At 68.4% G+C, this 23,420-nt stretch carries 22 protein-coding genes and 2 tRNA genes; 8 read left to right on the forward strand and 16 right to left on the reverse strand.

Annotated elements, in window-relative coordinates:
* Window positions 1–20: 20 nt before the first annotated feature.
* Genes thrC through argS form a run of 4 tightly spaced genes read right to left on the reverse strand, consistent with a single transcriptional unit; the run spans window position 21 to window position 5,514 of the window.
* A complete protein-coding gene (gene thrC / locus NI1_RS11460) occupies window positions 21–1,109 on the reverse strand; it encodes a threonine synthase (RefSeq protein WP_067818335.1) in 1,089 nt (362 codons plus the stop codon).
* Complete coding sequence (locus NI1_RS11465; protein ID WP_067818338.1) at window positions 1,106–2,437, reverse strand: homoserine dehydrogenase; 1,332 nt, start codon at window positions 2,435–2,437, stop codon at window positions 1,106–1,108. Before NI1_RS11465 ends, thrC begins: the two co-directional genes overlap by 4 nt.
* On the reverse strand, window positions 2,434–3,855 hold the full coding sequence (gene lysA / locus NI1_RS11470; protein ID WP_067818340.1) for a diaminopimelate decarboxylase: 1,422 nt from the start codon (window positions 3,853–3,855) through the stop codon (window positions 2,434–2,436). Before lysA ends, NI1_RS11465 begins: the two co-directional genes overlap by 4 nt.
* Entirely contained in the window at window positions 3,856–5,514 is a 1,659-nt protein-coding gene (argS, locus tag NI1_RS11475) for an arginine--tRNA ligase (RefSeq protein WP_067818343.1), read from the reverse strand.
* A 123-nt stretch (window positions 5,515–5,637) separates the two neighbouring features.
* On the opposite strand from argS, the gene NI1_RS11480 reads away from it, so the two are divergent.
* The 3 genes from NI1_RS11480 to NI1_RS11490 all read left to right on the forward strand — a co-directional run bounded on the left by NI1_RS11480 (window position 5,638) and on the right by NI1_RS11490 (window position 7,508).
* A complete protein-coding gene (locus tag NI1_RS11480) occupies window positions 5,638–6,588 on the forward strand; it encodes a thioredoxin-like domain-containing protein (RefSeq protein WP_067818612.1) in 951 nt (316 codons plus the stop codon).
* Complete coding sequence (locus NI1_RS11485; RefSeq protein WP_067818345.1) at window positions 6,588–7,322, forward strand: DUF305 domain-containing protein; 735 nt, start codon at window positions 6,588–6,590, stop codon at window positions 7,320–7,322. The genes NI1_RS11480 and NI1_RS11485 overlap by 1 nt, the downstream gene beginning before the upstream one ends.
* Before the next feature lie 113 nt (window positions 7,323–7,435).
* Window positions 7,436–7,508, forward strand: a tRNA-Arg gene (locus NI1_RS11490).
* A gap of 75 nt (window positions 7,509–7,583) precedes the next feature.
* Here the strand turns inward: NI1_RS11490 and NI1_RS11495 are convergent.
* On the reverse strand, window positions 7,584–8,387 hold the full coding sequence (locus NI1_RS11495; protein ID WP_067818348.1) for an SDR family oxidoreductase: 804 nt from the start codon (window positions 8,385–8,387) through the stop codon (window positions 7,584–7,586).
* A gap of 122 nt (window positions 8,388–8,509) precedes the next feature.
* Between NI1_RS11495 and NI1_RS11500 the strand changes: the two genes are divergently transcribed.
* A complete protein-coding gene (locus NI1_RS11500; RefSeq protein WP_084523022.1) occupies window positions 8,510–9,781 on the forward strand; it encodes an alpha/beta hydrolase family protein in 1,272 nt (423 codons plus the stop codon).
* Here NI1_RS11500 and NI1_RS11505 read toward each other — a convergent pair.
* From NI1_RS11505 to NI1_RS11515, 3 genes are all read right to left on the reverse strand, one after another.
* Window positions 9,736–11,124: a hypothetical protein gene (locus NI1_RS11505; protein WP_067818351.1), complete on the reverse strand. Its 1,389-nt coding sequence runs from the start codon at window positions 11,122–11,124 to the stop codon at window positions 9,736–9,738. The two genes, NI1_RS11500 and NI1_RS11505, sit on opposite strands and share 46 nt — an antisense overlap.
* A 151-nt stretch (window positions 11,125–11,275) precedes the next feature.
* Entirely contained in the window at window positions 11,276–11,884 is a 609-nt protein-coding gene (locus NI1_RS11510; RefSeq protein ID WP_067818354.1) for a TIGR03086 family metal-binding protein, read from the reverse strand.
* 39 nt (window positions 11,885–11,923) lie between these two features.
* Window positions 11,924–12,271, reverse strand: a complete 348-nt coding sequence (locus tag NI1_RS11515) for a hypothetical protein (protein ID WP_067818358.1) — start codon at window positions 12,269–12,271, stop codon at window positions 11,924–11,926.
* Window positions 12,272–12,372: 101 nt separating this feature from the next.
* On the opposite strand from NI1_RS11515, the gene NI1_RS39210 reads away from it, so the two are divergent.
* A complete protein-coding gene (locus tag NI1_RS39210) occupies window positions 12,373–13,218 on the forward strand; it encodes a DoxX family protein (RefSeq protein WP_067818361.1) in 846 nt (281 codons plus the stop codon).
* Here the strand turns inward: NI1_RS39210 and NI1_RS11525 are convergent.
* The 3 genes from NI1_RS11525 to NI1_RS11535 are packed head-to-tail and all read right to left on the reverse strand — an operon-like array spanning window position 13,154 to window position 16,823.
* Window positions 13,154–14,254, reverse strand: a complete 1,101-nt coding sequence (locus NI1_RS11525) for an ABC transporter ATP-binding protein (RefSeq protein WP_067818364.1) — start codon at window positions 14,252–14,254, stop codon at window positions 13,154–13,156. The genes NI1_RS39210 and NI1_RS11525 overlap by 65 nt on opposite strands.
* The gene (locus tag NI1_RS11530; protein WP_067818366.1) at window positions 14,251–15,801 is read right to left on the reverse strand and encodes an ABC transporter permease; all 1,551 of its coding nucleotides are present in this window, start codon (window positions 15,799–15,801) and stop codon (window positions 14,251–14,253) included. The genes NI1_RS11525 and NI1_RS11530 overlap by 4 nt, the downstream gene beginning before the upstream one ends.
* A gap of 2 nt (window positions 15,802–15,803) precedes the next feature.
* The gene (locus NI1_RS11535; protein ID WP_067818369.1) at window positions 15,804–16,823 is read right to left on the reverse strand and encodes an iron ABC transporter substrate-binding protein; all 1,020 of its coding nucleotides are present in this window, start codon (window positions 16,821–16,823) and stop codon (window positions 15,804–15,806) included.
* 152 nt (window positions 16,824–16,975) lie between these two features.
* On the opposite strand from NI1_RS11535, the gene NI1_RS11540 reads away from it, so the two are divergent.
* The gene (locus NI1_RS11540; RefSeq protein WP_067818372.1) at window positions 16,976–17,458 is read left to right on the forward strand and encodes an Rv0361 family membrane protein; all 483 of its coding nucleotides are present in this window, start codon (window positions 16,976–16,978) and stop codon (window positions 17,456–17,458) included.
* Between the two features lie 63 nt (window positions 17,459–17,521).
* Here NI1_RS11540 and NI1_RS11545 read toward each other — a convergent pair.
* A tRNA-Cys gene (locus NI1_RS11545) sits at window positions 17,522–17,593 on the reverse strand.
* Between the two features lie 107 nt (window positions 17,594–17,700).
* Here NI1_RS11545 and NI1_RS11550 point away from each other — a divergent pair.
* Window positions 17,701–18,243 (forward strand): MarR family winged helix-turn-helix transcriptional regulator, encoded by a 543-nt coding sequence (locus NI1_RS11550; RefSeq protein WP_067818618.1) that lies wholly within the window; start codon window positions 17,701–17,703, stop codon window positions 18,241–18,243.
* Window positions 18,244–18,310: 67 nt separating this feature from the next.
* On the forward strand, window positions 18,311–19,369 hold the full coding sequence (locus NI1_RS11555; RefSeq protein WP_245663177.1) for an acetate and sugar kinases/Hsc70/actin family protein: 1,059 nt from the start codon (window positions 18,311–18,313) through the stop codon (window positions 19,367–19,369).
* 75 nt (window positions 19,370–19,444) lie between these two features.
* Here NI1_RS11555 and NI1_RS11560 read toward each other — a convergent pair whose 3' ends face one another.
* The 4 genes from NI1_RS11560 to NI1_RS11575 all read right to left on the reverse strand — a co-directional run bounded on the left by NI1_RS11560 (window position 19,445) and on the right by NI1_RS11575 (window position 23,419).
* Complete coding sequence (locus NI1_RS11560) at window positions 19,445–20,221, reverse strand: enoyl-CoA hydratase (RefSeq protein ID WP_067818373.1); 777 nt, start codon at window positions 20,219–20,221, stop codon at window positions 19,445–19,447.
* Entirely contained in the window at window positions 20,218–21,114 is an 897-nt protein-coding gene (gene mmsB, locus NI1_RS11565) for a 3-hydroxyisobutyrate dehydrogenase (RefSeq protein WP_439957250.1), read from the reverse strand. The genes NI1_RS11560 and mmsB overlap by 4 nt, the downstream gene beginning before the upstream one ends.
* Before the next feature lie 8 nt (window positions 21,115–21,122).
* On the reverse strand, window positions 21,123–22,208 hold the full coding sequence (locus NI1_RS11570) for an enoyl-CoA hydratase/isomerase family protein (protein ID WP_067818375.1): 1,086 nt from the start codon (window positions 22,206–22,208) through the stop codon (window positions 21,123–21,125).
* A 71-nt stretch (window positions 22,209–22,279) separates the two neighbouring features.
* Window positions 22,280–23,419, reverse strand: coding sequence for an acyl-CoA dehydrogenase family protein (locus NI1_RS11575; protein ID WP_067818377.1), 1,140 nt, complete (start codon window positions 23,417–23,419; stop codon window positions 22,280–22,282).
* Window position 23,420: the final 1 nt, after the last annotated feature.

Below are 23,420 nucleotides of genomic sequence, written 5' to 3' on the forward strand. Positions count from 1 at the left end.
ACCTTCGCGCGAATTCAATGTCAGGCCAGCTCGAGTGCGTGTGCGACGGCGATCGGATCGACCGCGATGGGCTGGACCTCGGGCATGCCCTTGAGGGCGTTGTCCGGATCCTTGAGGCCGTTGCCGGTGACGGTGCAGACCACGGTCAGGCCCGAATCGAGCCAGCCCTCCTGGCGGGCGGCCAGCAGACCGGCGACCGAAGCGGCGGAAGCGGGTTCGACGAACACGCCTTCCTTCGACGCGACCAGGCGATACGCGGCCAGGATCTCGTCATCGGTGGCCGCGCGGAAGGCACCGCCGGACTCTTCCTTGGCGGCCATGGCCTGATTCCAGGACGCGGGCGCACCGATCCGGATGGCGGTGGCGATGGTCTCGGGATCCTTCACCGGGGCCCCGTTGACCAGCGGCGCGGCACCGGCGGCCTGCACGCCCAGCATGCGCGGGCGCGAGGTGGTGACGCCGTCGGCGTAGTACTCGCTATAGCCCTTCCAGTACGCGGTGATATTGCCCGCGTTGCCGACCGGGAGCACGTGCACGTCGGGGGCCTTGCCCAGCGCGTCCGCGATTTCGAAGGCCGCGGTCTTCTGGCCCTCGATGCGGGCCGGGTTGACCGAGTTGACCAGGCCGACCGACGGGAACTCCGCGGTCACCTTGCGGGCCAGCTCCAGGCAGTCGTCGAAATTGCCGTCCACCTGAATGATCTTCGCGCCCAGCATGACCGCCTGCGCCAGCTTGCCCATGGCGATCTTGCCCTGCGGAATCAGCACCGCGCAGTGCAGGCCCGCGCGGGTGGCGTAGGCGGCGGCCGAGGCCGAGGTGTTGCCCGTCGAAGCGCACAGCACCGCGGTCTTGCCGTTGTACTTGGCGTCGGTCATGGCCATGGTCATGCCACGGTCCTTGAACGAACCGGTCGGGTTCGCGCCCTCGACCTTGAGGTACACCTCACAACCGGTCAGCTCGGACAGGTGATGTGCGGGCACCAGCGGAGTGCCGCCCTCGAAGAGGGTGACGGCTTCCCAGTCGGCCGGAATCGGGAGGCGATCCCGATACGCGTTGATCAGGCCCGGCCACGGGGTGTGCACGGCTGCGGCTCGTGCTGTTGCACTCATTCCTCGGTGCCTTCCAATCTCAGAACACTGGTCACGGACGTGACGGAGTCCAGTTCGGCCAACGCCGCAACGGTATCGGCCAGCGCCGATTCCTGCGCGTGGTGGGTCACCACGACCAGGCGAGCGCCCACGTCGTGGCCTTCCTGGCGGACCGTCGAGATGCTCACACCGTGCTTGGCGAACTCGCCGGCGACCGCTTCCAGCACGCCGGTGCGGTCGGCTACCTGGAGATTCACGTGGTAGCGGGTCGGGGTGTCGCCGATCGAGGCGATCGGCAGCTCAGCATAAACCGATTCGCCCGGCGCGCGGCCACCGTAGAACTTGTTGCGCGCCGCCATCACCAGGTCGCCCATCACGGCCGAGGCGGTGGGAGCGCCGCCCGCGCCCTGGCCGTAGAACATCAGGCGGCCGGCATTCTCGGCCTCGACCACCACGGCGTTGAACGCGCCGCTGACCGCCGCGAGGGGGTGCTTGCGCGGGATGAGCGCCGGGTAGACGCGGACCGAGATCTGCTCCTTGCCGCCGTCGTCGACCACGCGCTCGGCCATGGCCAGCAGCTTCACGGTGCAGCCGACGGCCGCGGCGGTCTCCAGATCCTCGGAAGTGATCTTGGAGATGCCCTCGCGGTAGACATCGCCGGAGGTGACGCGGGTGTGGAAGGCGACCGAGGCCAGGATGGCGGCCTTGGCGGCGGCGTCGTAGCCCTCGACATCGGCGGTCGGGTCGGCCTCGGCGTAGCCCAGGCGGGTGGCCTCGGCGAGCACGTCGTGGTAGTCCGCGCCGGTCTCGGCCATCGCGGAGAGGATGAAGTTGGTGGTGCCGTTGACGATGCCGACCACGCGGTTCACCCGGTCGCCGGACAGCGACTGGATGAGCGGGCGCACGACCGGGATGGCCCCGGCCACGGCGGCCTCGAAATACAGGTCGGCACGGTGGTTTTCGGCCGCGTTCGCGAGCTCGCCGGTGTAGTCGGCCAGCAGCGCCTTGTTGGCGGTGACCACGGACTTGCCCGCGTTCAGCGCGGCGGTGATGAGCGCGCGCGCCGGATCGATACCGCCCATGAGCTCGACCACGATATCCACATCGTCACGGGTGACGAGGGTTTCGGCGTCGACGGTGAGCAGCTCGGGCGCGATGCCGCGATCCTTGTTCAGGTCGCGGACGGCGACGCCGCGCAGCACGACGGGCGCGCCCACGCGGTTGCACAGATCATCGGCGTGGTCACGAATGATGCGGACCACTTCGGTGCCGACCGTGCCCATGCCGAGGACCGCCACGCCGATCGGATGATCCGATCCCCACACACCGGTCTTAGCTACCTCGGTCATGCATTCACCTCCAAGCTCAGTAGGTCCTCCACCGTTTCACGGCGGAGAATCAAGCGCGCCTTGCCATCCCGCACAGCGACCACGGCGGGCCGGGTGAGCAGGTTGTAGCGGCTCGACATCGAGTAGCAGTACGCGCCGGTCGCGGCCACCGCCACCAGGTCGCCGGGGCCGACATCGCCCGGGAGCCAGGTATCGCGAATGACGATATCCCCGCTCTCGCAATGCTTTCCGACGACTCGTGCGACCACCGGACCGGAATCGCTACTCCGAGAAACCAATCGGCAGTCGTACTCCGCTTGATACAGGGCCGGGCGAATGTTGTCGCTCATGCCGCCGTCGACGCTGACATAGCGTCGGCGATTACCCCCGTCGAGCACAACATCTTTGATGGTGCCGACCTCGTAAAGCGTGACGGTGCCCGGTCCGGCGATGGCGCGGCCCGGCTCGACGGCGATGGTCGGGACCGGCAGCCCCGCGCGCTCGGCCTCCTCGGCGACGATGCGGCGCAGCTTGGCGGCGAAATCGTCCAGGGCCGGCGGATCATCGTGCGGCAGGTACGAAATACCCAGGCCGCCACCGAGATCCAGTACGTTCACCTGCGCGGCGCGTTCGGCGCCGAACTTGTCGGCCACCTCGCGCAGCACGCCCAGCATGCGGCGGGTGGAGATCTCGAAACCGTCGATCTCGAAGATCTGCGAGCCGATGTGCGAGTGCAGGCCGACCAGGCGCAGGTTGTCGGATTCGAAGACCCGGGCGATGGCCTGCATGGCATCACCGCTGGCGATCGAGAAGCCGAACTTCTGATCCTCGTGCGCGGTCGAAATGTATTCGTGGGTATGGGCTTCCACGCCGACGGTGACCCGGACGAGTACGTCCTGCACCCGGCCGGCGCGCTTGGCGACGGTGTCCAGGCGCTCGATCTCGATCATGGAGTCCAGCACCACGTGCCCGACGCCCCGCTCGACCGCGAGCTCCAGCTCCGGCACCGATTTGTTGTTACCGTGCAGCGCGATTCGCTCGGCCGGGAAACCGGCGTGCAGCGCCACCGACAGCTCACCGGCGGAGCAGACGTCCAGGTGCAGGCCCTCATCACGAATCCAGCGGGCGACCTCTCCGCACAGGAACGCCTTGGAGGCGTAGTGCACTCGCGAGCCCTCGCCGAAGGCGCGGACCATATCGCGGCAGCGGGAACGGAAGTCGTCCTCGTCGATGACGAACAGCGGGGTGCCGTAGTCGGCGGCCAGCTCGTGCACCGGCACGCCCGCGATCCGGACGACGCCGTCCTCGTCGCGAGAAGCGTTGCGCGGCCACACATTCGCGGGCAGCTCGATCATCTGCTTCGGGTCGGCAGGCCGCTCCGGCAGACCGGGGGCGTGCGGGATGTCCGCGTGACGGGGACCGGCGGGGTGAGCACTCATCTACATACGCTCCGGTGCACTGACGCCTAGCAGGCCGAGGCCGTTGGCGAGAACCTGACGGGTGGCTTTGACCAGCTCGAGGCGGGCCGAGTTCAAGGGGGTGACGGGATCGTCGCCCTGCGGGATGACCCGCATGTCGTTGTCGGACTGGAAGGCGTGGTAGACGCCGGCCAGGTCCTCCAGGTAGCGGGCGACGCGGTGCGGCTCCCGCAATTCGGCGGCGGTGGCCACCACGCGCGGGAATTCACCCAGGGTGCGGATCAGATCGCCCTCGCGGCTCGAGCTGGCGAGCGCGAAATCGGCGGGGACGGAATCGAATCCGAAGGCGGCGGCATTGCCGATGATGGAGTTGGTGCGGGCGTACGCGTATTGCACGTAGTAGACCGGGTTCTCGTTGTCGGTCCGGGTCCACAGGTCCAGATCGATATCGATGCTGGAGTTCACCGAGGAGCGCACCAGCGCGTAGCGCGAGGCGTCGACACCGATCAGCTCGACCAGATCGTCGAGGGTGACAACGGTTCCCGCGCGCTTGCTCATCTTCATGGCCTTGCCATCCTTGACCAGGTTCACCATCTGGCCGATGAGCACCTCGACGCTGTCGGGGTTGTCGCCGAACGCGGCGGCGGCGGCCTTGAGCCGGCCGATGTAGCCGTGGTGGTCCGCGCCCAGCATGTAGATGCACAGGTCGAAGCCGCGCGAGCGCTTGTTCTGGAAGTAGGCGATATCGCCGCCGATGTAGGCGGACTTGCCGTCGCTCTTGATGACGACGCGGTCCTTGTCGTCACCGTATTCGGTGGAGGCGATCCACCAGGCGCCGTCCTTCTCGTACAGGTTGCCCGACGCCTTCAGCTCCGCCAGGGCCTTCTCGACCGCACCGCTGGCGAACAGCGAGCTTTCGTTGAAGTACACGTCGAAGTCGGTGCCGAAATCGTGCAGGGTCTGCTTGATGTGGGCGAACATCAGCTCGACGCCGTCGCGGCGGAACACCTCGTGCCGCTGCGCTTCGGGCAGCTCCAGCACGCCCGGGTTGGCCTTGACGACGGTGTCGGCGATCTCGTTGATGTACGCGCCCGCGTACCCGTCCTCCGGCGTCGGCTGCCCGAGCGCGGCGGCGACCAGCGAGCCCGCATAGCGGTCGATCTGCGCGCCGTGGTCGTTGAAGTAGTACTCGCGGGTCACGTCCGCGCCCTGCGCGGCCAGGATCCGGCCGAGGGCGTCGCCGACCGAGGCCCAGCGGGTGCCGCCCAGGTGGATGGGTCCGGTGGGGTTGGCGGAGACGAACTCCAGGTTGATCTTGGTGCCGCCGAGCGCGCCGGCGGTGCCGTAGCTCTCCCCCGCGGCCAGGATCTTCTCGACGATGGCGCCCTGCGCGGCCTTGGCCAGCCGGATGTTCAGGAAGCCCGGCCCCGCGACCTCCGCGACCTCGATGCCCTCGGCCGCCGACAGCGCCTCGGCCAGCAGATTCGCAAACTCGCGCGGGTTGATTCCGGCCTTCTTGCCTACCTGCATGGCCACATTCGTGGCATAGTCACCGTGCTCGGGGTTGCGGGGACGCTCCACCTTGACCTCGTCGGGCAGGACCGCAGGGTCGGATCCACGTTCGACAAGTACCTTCGCCGCGGTAGCACGAAGGAGATCTGCAAGGTCAGCTGGAGTCACGAGTCACTATCCTATGGTCTGAGCAGGTAACCGCCGCGCGCGGGCACCTACCGGGCAGGCGCCCAGCAAACGATGCGGCCGCACCGTTTGATTCTCCGACACGTCGAAAAGAGCACCAAAACCATGCCGAGCAGGACCAGCGCCAAGTCGGCCAAGGCCATCAAGGCGGCGGGCAAGTCCGCCCCGTCCAAGAAACGCGGTGGCGGTGGCAAAGTCGGTGGCAAACGTCAGATCCCCTGGCTGACCATCGCCGCCGTGGTGTCGATTCTCGCCCTGATCGGCGGAATCGCGGCCTACCTGGTGCCCAAGTACAACGCCAAGGAAGAGCTCAAGAACCCGTCCGCGTACATCGACGGCATCGTCAAGAAGGACTACGCGGCCGGTCTGCACGTGGCCTCCACCCAGCGCGTCGCCTACGACCAGGCCCCGCCCTTCGGCGGCCCGCACGACGGTTCCTGGGCCGACTGCATGGGCACGGTCTACGAGAAGGCGATCCGCACCGAGAACGCGGTGCATTCGCTGGAGCACGGCGCGATCTGGATCGCCTACAACCCCGACAAGGTCGATGCGGCCGGTATCGACACCTTGAAGCAGAAGGTGCAGGGCAAGCCGTACTCGCTGATGTCGCCGTACCCGGGCCTGGACGCCCCGGTCGCGCTGATGTCGTGGGGCCACCAGCTGAAGGTGCAGAGCGCCGGCGATTCGCGCGTGGACCGCTTCATCAAGGACCTGCGCCTGAACGAGAAGTTCTACCCCGAGGTGGGCGCGAGCTGCTCCAACCCGACCTTCGACACCAAGAACCCGCCCGCCTTCGACGCGTCGGCCCCGGGCCCGGACGCGGTGCCGATGGACGGTAAGGGCGCGACCAAGGTGCAGAACGAGGGCAATGGCGGGCTGGGCGGCATTCCCGGCATGCCCGGCGGCCTCACCGGTCTGCCCGGTGGCCTCACCGGCGGCGACCAGACCGGCGGCTTGGGCGGCAGCGGCCTTGCGCCCGAAGGCGTTCCGAGCATTCCCGTCCCGACCGAGGCCCCGCAGACCGAGCCGCAGGCCGGTCAGCAGCCGGGTCAGTGATGCCGCCCCTCGTGTCCGGCGACGATATTCACGACTACGACCCGGCCCCGGATGCCGATCCGGCCGCCCCGCACCGCGGTCAGCGCACCGCGCTGCTGGTGCTGGGCGTCATCGGCGTCCTGCTGATCGGGGTGGCGCTCGGCCTGTTCGCGCACATTCCCTTGGAGCGGGCCGGCAAGGCGGATCCGAATCCGGTGGATATCGGCTTCAGCCAAGACATGTCGGTGCATCACGCCCAGGCGGTCGAGATGTCCGCGGTGGCGCTGAGCGGTTCCACCGATCCGGATGTGAAGCGGCTCGCCTACGACATCCTCACCACCCAGCAGAACCAGATCGGCCGCATGCAGGCGTGGTTGCAGGGCTGGAACGAACCGTTCATCGCCGCCGACGGCTATATGTCCTGGATGACAGGCACTTCCGGCGCTTCGCACCACGGCGGGGCCACCGCCGCCGCCCACACCGGTGCGATGAACACCATGCCCGGCATGGCCTCCCAGGACGAACTGGCGGCGCTCAAGAAGGCCACCGGCACCGCGCTGGACGTGCAGTTCCTGCAACTCATGCTGCGCCATCACCAGGGCGGCATGGGCATGATCCAGTACGCCGAGCAGCGCGCCGACACCGATGTGGTGCGCGCGCTGGCCGCGAGCATGGCGAAAACGCAGACCAGCGAGGCCGAGCTGATGACCCAGATGCTCGCCGCGCGTGGTTCCGCACCCCTGCCGATGAACTGAAGCCGGTCGGACCGGGCCGCAAAACGCCCGGTCCTCCCGGCTTTTTGGCGCAGCGCACCCAATGCGATAGGCTTTGCCAGCCCGCTCAGGGAGACCTGAGAGGGACCATCCCCGCCCTCGTAGCTCAGGGGATAGAGCGTCTGCCTCCGGAGCAGAAGGCCGCAGGTTCGATTCCTGCCGAGGGCACCGCAAGGCCCCGACCGTGAATTACGGTCGGGGCCTTCGTCGTTCGCGGGCCGACTCGTTAGGGGCCCGGTTCTTTCAGGCGTCGACGGATTCGCGCTGTGCGGCCAGCCATTCGGCGAAGGTCGGACCGGCCAGGCGGGCGTGTGCGCTGGGCAGCAGGCCGCCGTTCTCGTTCAGCGGGGTGTCGGGGTTGGCCGGATCGCTGACCTCGTCGACGGTGACGTGCAACGCGAGCCGCTCGGCGAGCTGGGCGGCGGCCTCGGCCAGGCGCTCCTCGCGCGGGCCCGCGATCTCCGGGAAGGGCACGGCGGCAGTGGCTTCCGGATCGAAGGCCAGCCGGACCAGCTCCTCGGCGACGGTGCGGGCGGCCACCAGCTGGGTCCGCATCCTCGGCAGGCTCGCGGTCTCGCCCCGGGTGCCCCAGCGCAGCAGCAGTTCGACGAATTCGTGGAATTGGGCGGCGCGCAGGATCACCGTGGGCACCGGCCCCGCGAGCACCTCCCGCTCGTGGATCTGCTTGGCCAGGTTGTATCCGGCTGCGGCGGCATTGATTCCGATGATGGAGACCACCACTAGGCGGCGCACCCCGGCGGCCTGACCGGCGGCGTGCAGGTTGCGGGCGGCGGCGGTGAAGAATTCGGTGGCGACCGCCAGGTCCGGGGAGGGTGTGCTGGAGGCGTCGATGATGATGTCGACTCCGGTCAGCGCCTGCGCCAAGCCCGCGCCGGTGACCACGTCGACGCCCTGGGCGCGGGACATCTCCACCACCTCGTGACCCTGTTCGCGTAGCACGTCGACCACGTGGCGGCCGAGCCGTCCGGTGGCGCCCGCGACGGCAATCCGGTTGTGCGCCTTGATGTTCTGGGTCTCGCCGGTCATCGTCCGCTCTTTTCTCTGCACTCTGCTTCCGGGTTCGAAAAGATGACGGGACAGCCCGCCGGGGTGTGACACGGGCGGGTTCATTGCCACCCGGGAGATCAAATGACCGGTATGTTTTGGACATGTCGGACATCGGAAACGCCTCCGCGGCCCTACCGACACCTCGGCGCGCCCGGCGTTCCGGACGGCTCGCGACCTCGATGGTGGCGACACTGACCAGCGTCGGCCTGGTGGCCGGAGCGGGCACCGCCGGCGCCGCCGGCGAAGCCGATGCCCTCGCCTTCTACACTCCCGCTGCCGAACAGGTGGCCGGACCGCACGGTTCGGTCATCCAATTGCGATCTATCACCGGCGATCCCGGCTTGGCCGGCGCCCGCAACTACCTGCTGCTGTACCGGTCGGTGGATATGCAGGGGCGCACCGTCGCGGTCTCGGGCACCGTCGCGGTGCCCGAAGGCACTCCCCCGCCGGGCGGCTGGCCGCTCATCTCGTGGGCGCACGGCACCACCGGGGTGGCGGATATGTGCGCGCCGTCGCTGGACACCTCCTCGGAGTATCCGGCGCACGACTACACCGCGCTGGTCCGCCGGGTGCAGGAGCGGTGGCTGGCCGCCGGTTACGCGGTGGCGCAGACCGATTACCAGGGGCTGGGCACGCCCGGACCGCACGGCTATCTGATCGGGACGACCGAACAGCGCGCGGTCACCGATATGGCCAGGGCCGCAAGGGAAATCGATGCCGAGATCGGCACCCGCTGGGTGGCGATGGGGCATTCACAGGGCGGCCAGGCCGCCATCTTCACCAATTCGCAAGCGCAGCAATGGGCTCCGGAGCTGCAATTGCTGGGTTCGGTCGCGCTGGCCCCGGCCTCGCATCAAGGACTGGGGCTACAGGCATCGCAGCTCGCCACCACCGCGGGCGTGGCCTCGGCCCTGAGCCCGCTCACCGGCGGCGCGACTTCCTTTCTGCCCCTGGTGATCCGGGGCGCGCAGACGGTCCGGCCGGTCGATCCGGCCCGGTTCCTCACCCCGCGCACCGAGACCATGCTGGCGCTGGCCGACAGCGGGTGCATCGGCCAGCTGCGGCAGGCCGACGAGTGGGGCGGGCTGAACGCGGGCGAGGTGTTCACGCCGAACGGCGATATGGCGGCGCTGATCGGGGTACTCGACGAAAACGACCCCAGCGCACTGCCTTTCACCCAGCCGCTGCTGGTGCTCCAGGGCCGCGCCGACACCACGGTGCCGGCGGTGGCCACCGATGCCATGGTGCTCCAGCAGCGCGTCTCGGGCCGTCCGGTGGAGTATCGCGGCTACCCGGGCGTCGACCATCGCGGCGTGCTGGAAGCCTCCTACCCGGACGCGTTCGCCTGGGTGAACACCCGATTCGGCCGTTGATCCGGCGATAGCGCCGGGGCGCCGGCGGGCCGCCGGATGCGGTACAGCAGCGCCAAGGCCAGCGCGCACCCGACGGTGAGGCCCAATGCCACCCAGCCGGGCGCCGCGGAGGTCAGCCCCTGCGGGTCGCGATACCAGCGCGGTGAATACGCCACCCGCCCGAAATCGTTGCCGCGCACGGCGATCACCAGGCAGGGCACCAGCAGCACCGCGAGGCCGACGGCCACGCTGGGCGCATTGCCCGGCAGCGCGGCGGCGAAGCAGTAGCCCAGCACCAGCCCGACCGCGGTGATGCCGATGACCGGGACCAGCGCGTCGGTGTGCGCCTGACCGGCGGTGAGGGCCGCAAAGATGGACAGCGCCGCGGTCGCGGCCACGCCGATCCACGGATTGGGCAGCCGCCGGCCGGCGAAGTAACCCACCGCGACGGCCACCACCGGAATCGGCGCGCTCCAATCCGGGCGCGGCACCGCCACTATCGCGCTGGCCGCGTTCGACGCCCCGAGCATGAGCAGGATCAAGGCCCCGTCCCGGCCCGGCAGCAGCAGCGCGGCCAGCAGGCCCGCCAGCACGGTGGCGGCGGTCACCACCGAGATATTCGGCAGGTTGTCGGCGTGCCGGACGAACCACTCGGTGGCGGAGGCGACGGTGACGGTCAGCAGCAGCGCGGCCAGGATCGGGCCGATCGGCAGATCCGCGGTCTCCTCCTCGGCGGCGGGCGCCTGCCATTGCGTCAGCAGGGCGACGGCCAGCGCCGGGACGGTGAGCACGATCAGCCACAGCGGCGGCGTACCGCTGGACGCCCATTCGATGAGCGAGCGGTCGGAGACGTGCCCGGCGGGCAGGGCGGTGAGATCGCCGATCAGGATGGCCGAGAGGGCGCCGATCAGAAAGGCGGTGCGGGCGAGCGGTTTACCGAAGGCGGCCACGGCGAGGGTGCCCAGCAGAATGCCGCCGAAGATGGAGTCGATGTAGTTGACGGTGGTGAGGGTGCCGGTGGTGGCCGCGTCCCGATCGGTCAGATGCCCGGCCAGCAGCACCAGCATGCTGCCGAAGGCGGCGACCCAGGCGCTGCGGCGGCCCAGCGCGACGGCGAGCCCGGCGGCGACGGCGGCGAAGACCGCACCCGCGGCCGCGGCGCGCGGCATGTTCAGCACCAGCATGTCGAGTTGCAGGATCGGGCCCCTGGCGGTCCACGCCAGATCCAGCGGAGCCATCAGCAACAATCCGGCGACCACGGCCCCGAGGAAGGCGGCGACACCCTCGAGTTTCCCCGCGTACCTGCGCAAATCAGGCATGGCGAGCTCGCCGCCCGGCTGGGCTGTCGCGAATTTCGCGCCCATCTCTCACCTACCCATCGGTGATGCGACGCCTATCGCGCTGCAAGCAAAAGAATCAGCTATCTGTTTCCCAGGCTAACAACGAGTGGCCGCAAGGGCCGACACGGTGACCTTCCTCACCTGCGCGAGGTGCGGCGTTCGACGCCGTGCGAGATCAGGCGGAGCCCTCCGCACGCCACTGCGGGTCGCGGCCGAACCAGGCCGCCAGCCGCTCGTAGACGGGCGCGTCCGCGGCGATCGGCACTTCGAGTTCGAAGGCTTTGCCGGGACCGCGGTACTCGGGCTTCAGCAGTTTCTTGGACCAGGCCAGCGCGTGCTCGGCCAGCTCCGGATCCAGCTCCCGGTGCTGTCCGGTGGCGCGGGCGAGATCCCAGGAGTGCATCGCGAATTCGGCGATCTGCTGATCGGCGCGCCCGCGCAGGGGCGCTTCCCCGCCCATGGTCTTGACCGGGCGGTCCAGGTCTCCCGAGCGCCACGCCTCCAGCAGCGGAGCCGAGCGCACCTGGAATTCCGCGGCCCAATCCGCGTCGATCTCCTCGTGCGGCACCGCGGCCCAATCCACGTCCTCGCCGCGCGCGGCGGTGGTGAAGGCGGGCAGGATCTGCCCGACGATGTGGTCCAGCAGCCGGCCAACAGGCCAGTTTTCACACGGGGTGGCCAGTTTGGCCTGGTCGGGGTGGACGGCGGCGATCACCGCGCCGATCTGGGCGACCGCCCGCTCCACCAGATCGACGGTCGGGTCCGGATGCGGTGTGTCGCCCATATCGCCAGAGTAGCCCCGGCGCAAGGGTGTTCGCGGAAGTTACGCGCAGCGGAAGCGGAAGGTGGCGGTCGGGGTGAGGCCCGGCACCGCGGTGACCTGCTGGGTGGCGTCGCCGTCGAGCGAGCAGCCGGACGGGGTGGAGACCTTGACCTGATAGCAGCCCGCACCGCCGCGGAAGGTCGCGGTGCCGTCGGCGGCGGTCGTCACGGTGGCGGGGACGCCGCCGGTGCAGGGCGCGAGTTCGGCGTTCACCTCGGCGATCGGGAACTGCTCGGGGCCCCACACGGCCCGCACCTGGACCGCGGCGTCGGCCGGCTCGGCGGCGGCGAGCGGGGTCGCGGCGCAGGCGGCGGCGAGGACTGACAGGGCGAAGAGCGAGCGGCGCAACGGATCTCCTTGGATGAAGCCGGACGGTTGGTCCTCCGGTCAATATAGGGGGTCGCGGGTGCGGCCGGTCACATTCGGCCGGTGCGGGCGGTCATGCGAGTGTGACCACCGAACTCCGGGCCGAGACCCGCACCATCGTCTATTGGCTGACCACCGTCATCATCGCCACCGAATCGGCGGTGGGCGGGGTCTGGGACATCCTCCGCATCGATTACGTCCGCGACGTGATCGTGGATCAGCTCGAATACCCCACCTACGTGGCGGTGATCCTGGGCATCGCCAAACTGCCGGGGGCCGCCGTGCTGCTGGTTCCCAAGTTCCCGCGGCTCAAGGAGTGGGTGTACGCGGGCGTGTTCTTCATTTACACTGGCGCATCGATTTCGCTTGCGGCGCAAGGTGATTATGCCGCCGCGATCGGGCCGCTGGGCTTCGCGGCGATCACCGGCGTCTCGTGGGCGTCGCGGCCGGAATCGCGGCGCAGGGTGACCTTCGCCCCGCGCCTGGACGGTAATCGCCCGGCCGCCTACGGTTTCTGGACCGCCACCTCGATCGTGGTCTTCGTACTGCTGACCGGCGGCGTCGCCGATGTCATCCAGCGTGGCGAGACCGCCGGGGGCATGGTGGAACTCGGTTACCCCACCTATTTCATGTACCTGCTCGGCGGCTGGAAGATCCTGGGCGCGTTGACGATCGCGGTGCCCGGCTACCCGCGCCTGAAGGAATGGGCGTACGCCGGCGCCTTCTATGATTTCGGCGGCGCGTTCGCCTCGCACCTCGCCTTCGGCTCGGCCGTGAATCACAAGCTGTGGACGGCGTCCTTCGCGGTGTGCGTGCTGATCTCATGGGGGCTGCGCGCCTCCGGCCGCACCCTCACCCCGCCGGTTACGCCGCTGGCGCGATCAGCGCACCGTTCCGGCTCGCCGCTGCCGCACACTGCTCGGAGGTGAAAGCGACTGCCGCGCCGAGGACTTCGAGATCCACTCGATCACCGACGGTGGGTGCGCCGACGCTGACCCGGCGCACCTGGATGGGTTCGGCCCGGCCGTCCAGGTCCAGGCTCAGCATGACGTCCGCGCCCCGGAATTCGACGGCGCGGACCGTAGCGGCGCCGGGGCTGCCGTTCGAAACCACGTGGGCGACAAGCTGTTCCGGTCGCATCATGACGGTGGCGGCCGAACTCGGGGCATCGGCCTGCACCGGAATGCGGCCCAGTGCGGTCTCGGCCATGCCCGCGCCGACGGTGGCGTCGAGCAGCACGGTGTCGCCGAGGAATCCGGCGGTGAACAGGTCGGCGGGGGCGGCGTAGACCTGGGCGGGCGCGCCCACCTGGGTGAAGCGGCCGGTGCACATGACCGCGACCTGATCGGCGAAGGAGAGGGCCTCTTCCTGGTCGTGAGTGACCAGGATGCTGGTCATGCCCGCCGCGCGCAGGGTTTCGGCGACGGCCTGGCGGGTGGCGGCGCGCAGGCCGGTATCGAGGGCGCTGAAGGGTTCGTCCAGCAGCATGACCTCCGGTTTGCGAGCCATGGCGCGGGCCAGAGCGACGCGCTGCTGCTGACCGCCGGAGAGCTGATGCGGCCGGCGGTCGGCGTAAGAGGCGTCGAGGGAGACCATTTCGAGTAGTTCGGCGATGCGCTGCTTGTGCTTTCGCCGTCCGGCCAGGCCGCCGTTCAAGCCGTAGGCGATGTTCTGGCCGACCGTCAGATGCGGGAACAGGGCTCCGTCCTGGGCCACATACCCGATATTGCGCCGATGCGCGGGCAGCGTGAACCCTTGGCGGGTAACGGTTTCCGAGCCCACGGCAACCGATCCGGAGTCCGGGTGCTCGAACCCGGCGATCACCCGCAGCAGCGTGGTCTTCCCGCAGCCGGAGGAGCCGACCACCGCGGTGGCACTCCCATCGGGCACATCGAGGCAGATCCCGTCGAGCACCAGGTTGCCCCCGAAGTGCTTAGAAACGTTCTCGACGACAAGACGACTCATACCCCCGCCGCCTTTCTGGATTGAGTGAACAGCAGATACGTGACCGGGACGGCCGCGATGATCATGATCAGCGCATAGGGTGCGGCCGCCGCATAGTCCAGTTCGCCCGAGAGCGACCAGAAGCGCATGGCCAGCGTGCGAGTTCCATTGGGAGCCAGCAGCAGGGTAGCGGTGAGCTCGGTGGCCACCGCCACGAAAACCATGGCGGCGGCCGCGGCGGCGGCGGGTGCGGTGAGGCGCAGGGTGACACGGAAGAAGGTGGCGGGCCCGGATTTACCGAGCGCCTGCGACACCTCCTCCAGGCCGACGGGCACCTGGGCCAGGCCCGCGCGCACGCTCACCAGGGCGCGCGGCAGGAACATGAGCGTGTAGGCGGCCAGCACCATGCCGGCGGTCTGGTAGACGGCCGGGAACCATTTCAGCGTCACCGTCACCATCGCCAGCGCGATCACGATGCCCGGCAGCGAGCTGGTGATGTAGTTGCAGCCCTCGATGATCCGGGCGAACCGCGAGGTGGAGCGCACCGCGATCCAGGCCACCGGGAAGGCGCAGAGCGTGGTGATCAGCGCGGCCATCGCGGCCAATCCGACGGTCTGCCCGAGCGCTTCGCCGATATCGGCCCAATCCCAGACGGCCGCACCGCCGAGGCGCAGCCAGCGCAGGATGGTCCAGAGCGGCACGCCCAGGGCGGCGATCAGCGCGGCGGCCAGCAGCAGGAACATCGGGGCCTTGCCGAGGCCGAGCCGCACCCGCACCGCCGCCCTGGGGACGCCGCTGCCGATCCGGGCGTATCGCGCCTGCCCGCGCGCGGCCGACTCACCCGCCAGCAGCACCAGGCAGCACACCACCAGGACCCCGGCCAGGGTGCTGCCCGCCGATCCGGCGAAGCTCGACTGGTACTGCTCGAAGATGGCGGTGGTGAAGGTGGAGAACCGCACCATGACGAAGGCGCCGTACTCGGCGAGCAGGTGCAGCGAGATCAGCAGTCCGCCACCGAGAATCGCCAATCGCAGTTGCGGGAGTACGACCCGCAGGAAGACCTCCAGCGGCCCGGATCCGAGCGCCCGCGCCGACTCCTCGACCGCCGGATCCAAACGCCGCAGGGTGGCCGCCGCGGGCAGATAGACCAGCGGGAAGTACGACATGGTGGCGATGAGCACGCCCGCCCACAGCCCGTGCAGCGACGGGAACGCGCTCACCCAGCCGTAGGAGTTGACGAAGGCGGGAACAGCCAAGGGAGCGGCGAAGATCGGGCCCCACAGGGCGGTGCCGGGCACATCGGTGCGCTCCACGATCCAGGCCAGGCCGACGCCCACCACCACGCAGATCGGCACCGTGAGAACCACCAGGCTCGCGGTGTTCTTCAGCAATTCGCCGACCCGGGCGCGGAAGACCAGGTGCGCGGTCTCGCTCACGCCATTGGCGATCAGGGTGGACACGATGTAGCCCAACGGCACGAAAGTCGCCGCCACCAACAGCAATGCGGCGATCGTGACGAGAAGCCCGGGCCTGGTGGCCCGGGTGGCTACAGCGGTCCGGACTGCCACGGTTAGAGCAGACCCGCCTCGGTCATCAGCTGGGTGACCTTCTTGGCGTCCAGCTTGGAGGGGTCGATCTTGGGGGCGTCGAGGGTGTTCAGCGGCGGCAGTGCGGGATTGGCGGCCACATTGCTCGCGACCGGGTACTCCATCGAATCACCGTCGCGCAGCACCTCTTGCCCCTTTTGCGAGGTGATGAAGCTGATGAACTTCTGCGCGTTCGCCTGCTTCTTGCTCGACTTCAGCACGCCGCCACCGGAGATCGAGACGAAGGCGCCCGGATCCTGGTGCTTGAAGTAGTACAGCGCGGTATTGCCGCTGTTCTCCTTGGTCTTGGCCTGATCGCGGTACCAGTAGTAGTGGTAGATCACGCCGCCGTCGAACTGTCCGGCATTGACGCCCTTCATGGTCGTCACATTGTTCTGCGAGACGATGGCGTTGTCCTTCATGCCCCTCAGCCACGCCTTGGTCGCGTCCTCGCCCTTCAGCTCCAGCAGGGCGGCCACGATGGCCTGGAAGTCGGCGCCGGACGCGCCCGCGCTCCACTTGCCCTTCCACTGCGGCTGTTGCAGATCCAGCAGCGACTTGGGCAGCTGGTCGGCGTTCAGCTTGCCGGTGTTGTAGACGAAAACCGTGGAGCGCGCGGCGATTCCGGTCCACTTGCCGGTGGACGGGCGGTACTCGGCGGGCACGTTGGCGACGGTGCCCTGATCCAGGTCGGCGAAGAGGCCGGCGTTCTCGACCAGCGCCATGGCGGGCGAGTTCTCGGTGAGGAAGACGTCGGCGGGCGAGTTCTTGCCCTCGGCCACGAGCTGGTTACCCAGATCGGTGTCGCCGCCCTGGCGCAGGGTGACCTTGATGCCGGTTTCCTTGGTGAAGGCGGCGGCCCATTCCTTGGTCAGCGATTCGTGCTGGGCGTTGTAGACGAGGATCTCGTTGTCGTCGCCGGATGAATTGGAGCAGGCCGTGACTCCGAGCAGCGTGATCGCCGCGATCGCTCCGGAGACGAGCTTCCATCGAGCCGCCGTCATGACCGTCCTTTCGACACGCCAATCCTCATCGCTGAGGTTTGGCTAACCAACCTACAACCAATGAAACCGGACGGAGGCGGCACCCCACCGAATCGCAACGGTTTTGCCGTAGTCTGCGGACATTCAGTGGTGGCGCGAGCACAAGGAACCGAATGACCTTCCCGCCCGGCGGACAACGGTACAGCGCAGTTCGGAACGTTCAGCAATCCTCAAGCAAACCTCTCCTGCTGATCGGCGCGATCGTGCTGGGCGCGGGACTCGTCGCCGGTTGCAGCTCGGCCTCCGGTTCGACCGGCACCGGGAAGACCGATGAACAGCGGATCGAATCGGCGGTCCGGGACTTCTACCAGACATTGAGCAAAGAGGGGCCGGCCGCGGCCGCGGCCAAGGCGTGCGCGCCGGATCGCACCGAGTACCAAGCACTTTCGGCGGCGCAGCAGAAGGCCGCCGAACAGGGCCGGTTCGAGATCCACATCGATGCGGTGAGCAAGATCGCGGTCACCGGCGATCGCGGCACGGCGGAAATGAAAGGCACGGTGGCGCTCCCGGGCGCGGACGGCAAGCAGACCACCGGCACCGAACATCTGCGCAAGGAAGACGGCGGCTGGAAGGTCTGCTCCTCGGACGGGAAGTAATCCGACCGGTCTCGATGCAAAAACGGCCCCGGTGAGCACATCTCACCGGGGCCGATCCGACAGAGCGAGCGGCGGGAATTGAACCCGCGTGAAGGGCTTTGCAGACCCTCTCCTAAACCACTCGGACACACCCGCTTGATGACACCCATATTGTCCGGGATCGCCCGGATCGATAAGGGTTGGAATCACCCTGATTTCATCGCTGTCCACCGTGGGATGCCCGACATGCGATGATCGGGGGCATGTCTCGGCCACGTCCCCTGCCGCTCGACCCGATCGAGGAGGCGCATCGCCAGTGGGCCGAACACGGCTGGGGGGATGTCGCCGACGGAATGGCGGCGGTCACCTCGCTGGTGCGGGCGCAGCAGATCGTGATGGCCCGGGTGGATGTGGCGTTGAAGCCCTCCGGGCTGACGTTTTCCCGATACGAGCTACTGATGCTGCTGAACTTCAGCAAAACGGGCGCGTTGCCGATGGCGGTGGCCAGCGCGCGGCTGCAAGTGCATCCGACCAGCGTCACCAACACCGTCGACCGGCTCGAGGCTGCGAAGCTTGTGAAGCGGGTGCCGCATCCGAGTGATCGCCGGGCCACCTTGATCGAAATCACCGATGCGGGGCGGGAATTGGTGGGCAAGGCCACCATTCAATTGAATCGGCAGGTCTTCGCCGAAGCGGGTCTGCCGCCGGAGCGTTTGCAGCTGTTGCTGGAATTGCTGGCGGAATTCCGGCAAGCCGCCGGCGACTTCGACACCGGTAGCGAACCCAGCAGATGGGCCGGACAGTAACCGTCCAGCATCCGAGTAGCCAATTTCCTGCGTCATAGTCTTGGATTCGGACCGGAATAGGTTCACCATGGAGGCCATGGTGCTGGTCCTCGGGGTGTCGGCGGGCGCTGCTGGCGCACGCGCCATGCTCACCCATTCCGACCAGCCGCATCTGCCGCCCATCGACCGCTGCCTGGTGCCCAGGCGTACCGGTGGCAGCATCGAGGAGGGCGTTTTCGAGGCCATCCGCCTGATGCGCAAATCCGCCGCCAAGCGGGACGAATTCATCACCGGTATCGCCGCCACCTGCCGCTGCACCTCGCACGCCGACGCGCTGCGCACCACCGCCGGGCGCAATCGCCTCACCGTCATCGACGAGCCCGTGGCCCAGCTCCGCTACCTGCGCTTCACCGGCCGCCTACCCACCGAAGGCTCGATCGTCCTCTACGACCTGGGCGCGTCCGGCCTCACCCTGACCCAGATCGATTGCCGGACCGACGCCATCATCGCCATGAAGCGCAGCACGGTGCTCAGCGGTGACGGCCACGACGCCCTCCTACGCTGGCTGCTGGTGCGCGGCGGCGTCACCGTCGACATGGGCGTCACCCGCCGGCACAAGGAGGCCCTGGCCTCCGACCGCGTGCTCACGGTCTGCGATCCCATCTCCGGCCACCGCACCGTGATCACCCGCAGCGATTTCGCCGAACTGGTCGAAGCCGGCATTCACCATTCGGCCTCGTTCATCCGCCACATGGTCGAGGAAACCGGCGTCCACCCCTCGGCCGTGGCCCTGCTCGGCGGCTGCTCCCGCAACAAGAGCATCCGCGACGAACTCAAACACCAACTCGGCATGCCGCTGATTTACGACCCGGAACCCGAGTTCGTCTCCACCCGCGGCGCGGTCCTGCTGGCCGCCGAACGCCCCTCCGCCCGCCGCGTCCGCAGCGTCCGCTCCTCCCCCGTGACCCACCCCCACACCAACCCGGACCTCCCGGTCTCCCGCAAGAAACTGGTCGCCGCCGTCGCCGTCACCGCCACCCTCAGCGGCACCATCGTCGGCGCCCTCGCCCTGGACCGCCAGACCGGCGACCACACCGACGGCAAGCCCCCCACCGTCGAAGTGGTCGGCCCGCCCAAACACGGCTGATCCGCAGACGAAGAACGGGGTGTGCGGGCTCCGAGCCCACACACCCCGACCGCGAAGCCGCGGAAAGCTTTTCGCCTACTTGTTGGTGAAGTCGGCGGGGCGCTTCTCGACGAAGGCGGTCATGCCTTCCTTCTGGTCTTCGGTGGCGAAGAGGGAGTGGAAGACGCGGCGTTCGAAGCGCAGGCCCTCGGTGAGGGTGGTTTCGAAGGAGCGGTCGACGGCTTCCTTGGCGATCATGACCGACGGGAGCGACATGGAGGCGATGGTCGTTGCCACTTCCAGGGCGGTGGAGACCAGGTCGGCGGCGGGGACGATGCGGGAGACCAGGCCGGCGCGCTCGGCCTCTTCGGCGTCCATATTGCGGCCGGTGAGGATGAGGTCCATGGCCTTGGCCTTGCCGACGGCGCGGGTGAGGCGCTGGGAGCCGCCCATGCCGGGGATGACGCCGAGCTTGATTTCGGGCTGGCCGAACTTGGCGGTGTCGGCGGCGATGAGCAGGTCGCACATCATGGCGAGTTCGCAACCGCCGCCCAGGGCGTAGCCGGCGACGGCGGCGATGATGGGCTTGCGGAAGGCGACGAGGCGATCCCAGCCGGCGAAGTGGTCGGTGAGGAACATGTCCATGTAGGACTTGCTCTGCATTTCCTTGATGTCCGCGCCGGCGGCGAAGGCCCGCTCGGAGCCGGTGAGGACGACCGCGCCGATCTCGTTGTCGTTCTCGAGTTCGTCGAGAGCGGCCGAGATGTCTTCGAGGACTTGAGAATTGAGCGCGTTGAGGGCCTTCGGCCGGTTCAGCGTGATGAGGGCTACGCGCCCCTTACGCTCCAGCAGAATGGTCTCGAAGTCGGTCACGCCGGTTCCTCTCCAGATCGCTTACGGATGTCGGTGACGATAGCGGAGAAGTCCTTGCCGCTTTCGTCCTGGTTGAAGCGGTTGTAGATCTCTGCCGCCAGCAAACCGATCTGTCCGTCGACCCCGTTGGCCTGCAATGCGCTCGCGGCCAGGCCGAGGTCCTTGTTCATGAGCGCGGTCGCGAAACCGGGCTGGTAGTCGTTGTTGGCCGGACTGGTCGGGACCGGACCGGGCACGGGACAGTACGAGGTCAGCGCCCACGACTGGCCCGACGCGGTGGAGACCACATCGAAGAACTTGTCGTGCGTCAGGCCCAGCTTCTCGCCCAGCACGATGGCCTCGGACAACCCGATCATGGAAATGCCCAGCAGCATGTTGTTGCAGATCTTGGCGGCCTGGCCGACGCCCGCGCCGCCGCAGTGCACGACCTTGCCGCCCATGACCTCCAGCAGCGGCAGGGCATCGGCGAAGTCGGCGTCCGCCCCGCCCACCATGAAGGTGAGGGTGCCCGCCGCCGCGCCCGCGACGCCACCGGAGACCGGAGCGTCCACGGCCCGATGTCCGGCTGCCGCGGCCATTTCGGCGGCCTGCTTGGCATCGGCCACGTCGATGGTGGAGCAGTCGACGAAGAGCGTGCCGGGTTTGGCGGCCGCGAGGATCTCGCCGTAGAGGTCGAGCACGATGCGGCCGTTGGGCAGCATGGTGATGACGATGTCCGCGGCGGCGGTGGCCTCGGCGGCGGTCGCGACCACGGTCGCGCCGTCGGCTTTCGCCTGTTCCTGCGCGGCGGGGACGGGGTCGAAGGCCAGGACTTCGTATCCGGCCTTGACCAGGTTGGCGGCCATCGGGCCGCCCATGTGCCCGAGGCCGAGGAATCCGACCTTCTTGTTCACGGAAGTGCTCACTGCTCGTCCTTCGGTGCGGCCAAACCCAATTCGTGTGCGCCGAGCGGCGCGAAGTAGGCGTCCACGTCGGCGTCGGTGACGTCCGCCAGGGTCGCGGGCGACCATTGCGGATTGCGGTCCTTGTCGATGACCTGGGCGCGAATGCCCTCCACCAGGTCGTGGGTGTTGAGGGAGGCGATCGACACCCGGTATTCGGAGTTCAGCGCCTCCTCCAGGTTCGCGGCGGTGCGCGCGGCCCGCAGCGAACGCAGCGTGACCTTCACCGCCACAGGCGATTTCGCCAGCAGATCAGTGGCGGCCTTGGCGGCTTCGGCGCGGCCGTCGTTGCGCAGCCGGTCCACGATCTCCTCGACGGTGCCCGCGCTGTAACAGGTGTCGATCCAGTCGCGCTGGGCGACGAACTCCGAAACCGGTGCGGGCTGCGCGAATTTCGCGATGGCCACGTCGGCGGGGTTCTCCCGCAGCGCGTCCAGCAGCGCCGAAAGCTGTTCGGACGGAACGAAATAGTCGGCGAATCCGGCCGCGATGGCATCGCCCGCGTTCATGCGTGCGGTGGTGAGCCCGATATGGGTGCCGAGCTCGCCGGTCGCATGCGACAGCAGGTAGGTGCCGCCCACATCCGGGATGAAGCCGATGCCGACCTCGGGCATGCCGACCATGGACCGTTCGGTCACCACGCGATGCGAGGCGTGCCCGGAGAGCCCGACCCCGCCGCCCATCACGATGCCGTCCATCACCGCCACATACGGTTTCGGGTACCGGCTGATGTAGGCGTTCAGGATGTACTCGTCGCGCCAGAACTTGCCGGTCGCCGACTCCGCCGCGGGTGCGTCGCCGCCCGCCGCCACGGTCGCCGCGGCATCGTGGTGGATGGCCACGATATCGCCGCCCGCGCACAGCCCGCGCTCGCCCGCACCGGTGAGCACCACGGTGCGCACCTCGTCGTCCTCGGCCCAGGCGCGCAGCGCGTCCAGGATGACCAGCGCCATCGAATGGGTCAGCGCATTGATCGCCTTGGGCCGGTTCAGCGTGATCAGCCCGAGTCCGTCGCGCTTCTCGATCAAAACCTCGGGCTCGCTCATGCTGTTTCCTTTCAGGCGTGCCCGGGGACCCTCCGTGGTTACGCAGGCTGCCGCCTCCGGGCCCTGACCGTTCACGCCGCTCCTACTACCGAGCGGGCGACAACCACCCGCATGATCTCGTTGGTCCCCTCGAGAATCTGATGCACCCGCAGGTCGCGAACGATCTTCTCGATGCCGTATTCGGCCAGGTAACCGTAGCCACCGTGCAATTGCAGGGCCTTGTTGGCCACCTCGAACCCGGCGTCGGTGGCGAACCGTTTGGCCATGGCGCACAGCTCCACCTTGTCGGGTGCGTCGGCGTCCAGGGCGGCGGCGGCCCGCCACAGCAGGGTGCGCGCGGCCTCCAAAGAGGTGCGCATATCGGCCAACTCGAACTGCAAGGCGGTGTTGTCCAGCAGACGCGACCCGAAGGCTTTGCGCTCGGCCAGATACGCCACCGTCTTGTCGAGCGCGGCCTGCGCGCCGCCCATGGAGCAGGCGGCGATATTCAGCCGGCCGCCGTTGAGCCCGTTCATGGCGATGCGGAAACCGTTGCCTTCCGCGCCGAGCAGGTTGGCGGCGGGCACCCGGGCATTGTCGAGAATGACCTGGCGGGTGGGCTGCGCGTTCCAGCCCATCTTCTTCTCGTTGGCGCCGAAGGACAGCCCCGGCGTATCGGCCGGGACGATGAAGGCGGAAATCCCGCGCGCCCCTTCGGTTCCCGTGCGCGCCATGATCACGTACACGTCGGTGCTGCCCGCGCCGGAGATGAATTGTTTGACGCCGGTGAGCAGGTAATCGTCGCCGTCGCGAACGGCCTTGGTGCTCAAGGCCGCCGCATCGGAGCCGACGGACGGTTCGGTGAGCGCGTAGCTGGCCAGCAGATCCATCGAGGTCAGCCCCGGCAGCCACCGATTGCGTTGCGCCGCATCGCCGTACGTGTCGATCATCCACGTCGCCATATTGTGGATGGAGATATAGGCGGCGATGGCCGGGCAGCCGGTGGCGAGCTGTTCGAAGATGCGCACGGCATCCAGCCGCCGCAGCTCCGATCCGCCCACATCCTCCTGCACGTAGATGCCGCCCAGCCCGAGCGACCCGGCTTTGCGCAGTACATCGACCGGGAAGTGCTTGCGCTCATCCCATTCCAGCGCGTTCGGCGCGAGCAGCTCGTCCGCGAAGGAGCGGGCGGTCTCGACGATCGCCTGCTCTTCCTCGTCCAGTACGAACATC

The organism is Nocardia inohanensis NBRC 100128 (assembly GCF_001612945.1).
GTDB lineage: Bacteria > Actinomycetota > Actinomycetes > Mycobacteriales > Mycobacteriaceae > Nocardia > Nocardia inohanensis.